Origin of the sequence: Mesorhizobium sp. M7A.F.Ca.CA.001.10.2.1 (assembly GCF_003998575.1) — a bacterium.
GTDB lineage: Bacteria > Pseudomonadota > Alphaproteobacteria > Rhizobiales > Rhizobiaceae > Mesorhizobium.
The window spans coordinates 1-4611 of the sequence record NZ_RZQY01000483.1; the positions used below are offsets into that span (position 1 = coordinate 1).

Below are 4611 nucleotides of genomic sequence, written 5' to 3' on the forward strand. Positions count from 1 at the left end.
TTCCGGGCCGGTCGTCATAGCGCAGCGAGGCGGCCGCAAGGCCTATTGCGGCCGCCTGCCGCGCCTCGTCGCGGATGCCGCTGATGTCCGAATTGAGCTGGCTGAGCTTCTGGTCGGTATAGTCGTTGGCCTGTTGCAAGGTCGTGACCGCCACCTTGTCGGTGTAGTCGTTGGACGTATCGATAGCGTAGGCTACGCGGTTGTCCGTATAGCTCTTGCCCGCGGTCAGGCCCTGGTTCATCTGGTCGACGTTGACCGCATCGGTCCCTTTGACGCCGGGGCCGACATTGGAGATGACGACCGGCGCGTTGACGTCGCCGCCCTGCAACGTGATGGTGTTCGACTTGACGCCGCCCGGGGCGTCATAGGTCACCGCGTTCTCGGTAAGGTTTCCGACGCCGGCTTTCAGATCCTCGATCGCCGTATTGGTGGCGTAGAGCTGCGAGCCGTTGATCGCATCGGTGCTGTCGGAAGACACGCGGCCGGCAGCGACATTGGTGATCGTCCGCTCGGCGCCGGCGTCGCCGACGCTGACGGTTCCGGTTGGAGTCGTTCCGGCATAAGTGTAGGTCTTGCCGTTGATGACGGTGCTGGAGGTCCCGACGGCGGTCTGCGTCACCGAACCGGAACCGAGCGCCACATCGTTGGCATTGTTGGCCTGCGCGCCCTGGCCGAGCGCGACGGCGCCTTGCCCAGCGGCCGTCGAGCCATGTCCCGCGGCCAGGCTGTCGGTGCCGCTCGCCACGCTCTCCGGTCCGATCGCAACGGCGTTGGTGCCGCCGGCGATGCTGTCGGCCAGCGTCGAGTTGGCGTGGAAATACTTGATGCCGCCGCCATTGCTGATGCTGGTCAGCGCATTGTCGACGGCCGTGAAGCCGTCATAGACGGTGGAATAATTGTTGCCCTGGATGTTGTAGGTCGGGCCGGTGATCGAGCCGTCGGGATTGACGGTCGTGCCGCCGCCGAACAGGTTGCTGACGTTTTGCGTCACGCCGCGCAACTGCGAAACGTTGACGCCGTCGGTGTCGGCAGAGCCCGCCGCGACATTGGTGAGCTTGCGTTCGGCACCGGCAGAGCCGATCGACACCTCGCCGACCGACGTTTGCGGACCGGCGAGCGCAAAGGCCGTGTAGCCTGCCTGCGCGCCGACCGTGGTGATGGACTGCGCACCGAGCGCCACGCTGTTGATGAAGGTGCTCTGGGCGCCGGCGCCGAGCGCCACCGACTGGATGCCGGACGCCAGCGAATTGGTGCCGAGCGCCAGCCCATCGGCCAGCATCACATGGGCGCCCTGGCCGATCGCTGTGCCGCCGGGTGCTGTCTGGTCGACAATGGCGCCATTGCCGATGCCGATGCCGTTGTCGCCGTTGACGACCGTGGTCGGACCGACCGCGACCGACTCTGCCCCGACCGCCAGCGAGTCGACCGCCGCCGAATTGGCATGGAAATACTTGGTCGAGGTGACCGATACGGCAGCTATGGCGCCGGCGAGTTGGCGCACCGTCACCGCGTCCTGGTCCTGGGTGCCGTCGGCCACATTGGTGATCTGCCGGTACGAGGTGGCATCGCCCACCGAAACGGCGCCGAGCAGCGTCTTGTCGGTTGTGTTGTACTGGATGAAGTTGGATGGGCCGGCGGGCAATTGCCCGGTAGTCGGAGCGATCGCACGATCGGAAACCGAACCCGAACCGAGCGCCACGCCGCCGTCGATGCTGGCATTGCTGTCGCGGCCGAGCGCCAGCGCGCTGTCGCCGGTCGCGGTCGCCTGGTAGCCGACGGCGGTGGAGCCGACCCCTTGTGCGAAGGAATCGGTTTGCGCCAGCCCGGCCTCGTTGGTGCGGGCGTAGCGGATGCCCTCGCCATTGGCGTCGGTATAGGCGGTCGAGGTATCGCCGGCGATGTTGTTGATCGTGTTGCCGAGATCGGTCACGGAACCGCCAATGGTGCTGAGCGTGGTGCCGATGGCGTCGACGGCCTGGTTGGTGGCGGCGAGCTGCGAGCCGTTGATGGCGTCGGTCGACGTCGAACTGATCCGCCCCGCGGCGACATTGGTGATGGTGCGTTCCGCACCGACCGCGCCGACGCTGACCGTCGAAGTCGGAGTGGTACCCTGGAAAGCGTAGGTCGTGCCGTTGATCACGGTGCTCGGCGTGCCGACGGCGACGTCGGTGACACTGCCCGAGCCGAGCGCCACGTCGCCTGCGTTGCCAGCGGTCGAGTTTGCACCCAGCGCGAGCGCATTCGCGGCGCTGGCATTCGCTTGCATGCCGAGAGCGGTCGCCTGGAGGCCGGTAGCAAAGGCGTTCTGGCCGATCGCGGTGCTGGAGGTCGCCGTGGCGTTGGCATTCGCGCCGATGGCGGTGCTGTATTGGCCAGAGGCGTTGGAAATGTATCCCATCGCCGTTGCGTCGAGCGCCGATGCGACGGCGCCGCTGCCGAAGGCCGACGCATTGGCGTCGGATGCACTCGAATTGACACCGGCCGCGATGGCGTTCGTCCCCGTTGCGGTCGCGACGGGTCCGATCGCAACGGAGTCCGTGCCCGTCGCCGAGGAGTCCGCCGCCGTCGAGTTGGCATGGAAATACTTGATGCCGCCGCCGACATTGATGTTGTTGACGACGGCGCCGATGGCATCGACGGCCTGGTTGGTGGCGGCGAGCTGCGAGCCGTTGATGGCGTCGGTCGACGTCGAACTGATCCGACCCGCGGCGACATTGGTGATGGTGCGTTCCGCGCCGGGCGCGCCGATGCTGACCGTCGAGGTCGGGTTGGTGCCCTGGAAGGCATAGGTCGTGCCATTGACCACCCCACTGGCCGTTCCGACCGCCGTGGTGGTCACCGAGCCCGAGCCGAGCGCCACGTCGCCGGAGCTTGCCGCCGCCGTCGCGCCATCGCCAAATGCGATATTCCCGGCGAGGCCGGCGGCACCTGCCGTGGAGCCGTTGCCCAACGCCACTGAGCCTTGGCCGATCGCCTTGTTGTTGTTGCCGATGGCGACGGCACCGTTGGCCGCGTTGGCCGCGGTGGCGGTCGCCGTGCCGTCGCTGTTGGCGATGTTGTTTGCGCCGCCGGTGAAGGCGCCGGTGCCGCTGGCGAAGCTCGGATCGCCGATGGCAACCGCGCCGTCTCCATAAGCGACGTTGCCCGCACCGATGGCGACAGCCTTGCCCCCGCTTGCGTTTGCGTTGGTGCCGATGGCGACGGCGTCGACGGAGTTCGCAGTGGCCTGGAGACCGACCGCGATGGCGTTGGCTGCGGACGCCGTCACGTCCGTGCCGATGCCGATGGCGCTCTGTGCGCTGGCGCCTGCTCCAAAGGTGCGCGAGCCGACATAGATGGCGTTCAACCCGGACGCGCTCGCCGAAACGCCGACAGCGACGGCATTGGTGCCGCTGGATGCGGCGCCGATGCCAAGCGCTGTGCTGGCAATCCCGCTGGCGTTGGCGCTGACGCCGGCGGCGAGGGAATTGTCTCCCGTCGCATTCGCTCCAGACCCGAATGAGGAGGCGTTTGTGCCGCTGGCAACGGCCGTGTTGCCAACCGCTGTGCTGGCGGCGCTGCTCGCATTTGCGGTCGTGCCGATGGCGATGGAATCGTTGCCCACGGCGGTGGCCAAACGGCCGCCGGCGAACCCACGGTCGCCGCTGGCAGTGGCGTTCCCGAGGGCTGTGGAATTCGCTCCCGAAGCAACGGAGAAGGTGCCGAGGGCGGCGGAGCCGGCTCCCGTGGCCTGGGTGCTGGCGCCGATCGCGACCGCGTTGGTGTTGGTTGCGGCCGCACCGGCCCCCAGCGCCATCGAGGCCGCGCTCGAGGCCGCCGCGTTCTTGCCTAAAGCCACCGCGTTTCCTGCAGATGAAACGGATTGGCGTCCTATCGCAATGCTGTCGACCTGAGATGCCCTGACGTCCGTGCCGATGGCGATGGCGCTCTCTTCAAGGGCGCCCATTCCCGCAACAGTTCGGTTGCCAAGATTGACGGCGTTGATCGCCGTTGCGGTCGCCTGGAAGCCGATGGCGATGGCATTCTGGTTGCTTGCGACGGCGCTATTGCCTTGGGCAAGCGAATCCAGCCCGGACGCTGTTGCACCAAACCCGAGCGCGGTGGCGCGCAGTCCGGTCGCCCGGGTAACATAGCCGATCGCCGTCGAGTTCGTTCCGTCCGCACGCGCGTTCAGGCCAAAGGCGGCCGCGCCTGCGGCTGCAACCGAGTTGACGCCAATGGAGCTTGCTCCATCCGCAGTAGCTTGGGCGTTCCCGCCTAACGCGAGGGCGTTGACGCCGGTTGCCTTCGCAAAGACACCTATGCCTATGGAGTTGAGGCCATTGACACTCATCGAATAGCCGATGGCGATCGAAGCATCGCCCGTTGCGCTGTTGGAGGTGCCCAATGCCACGCTGTTCGCGCCATTCGCCTGGGTGCCGTTACCGATGGCGACGGCGTTGCCGGCTGTCGCGGTTCCGCCGCCGGCCTGATATTGCGCCTGAGCCGGCGTCGCAGCCATGCCGATCGCGAAGGCGCCCAGCATCGCGGCCGCCGCCCCCGACATCCCGCCGACGCCCAAAGTTCCCAGCCCCAGGCGCTTGCGCCCCATGCCGAGCGCACGATGCGCCA

The 4611-nt window shown here is 67.3% G+C and carries 1 protein-coding gene; it reads right to left on the bottom strand.

Annotation, left to right across the window (positions count from 1 at the left end):
* On the bottom strand, positions 1–4611 hold a 4611-nt coding region (locus EN964_RS25290; protein WP_127276875.1), incomplete at both ends, for an S-layer family protein.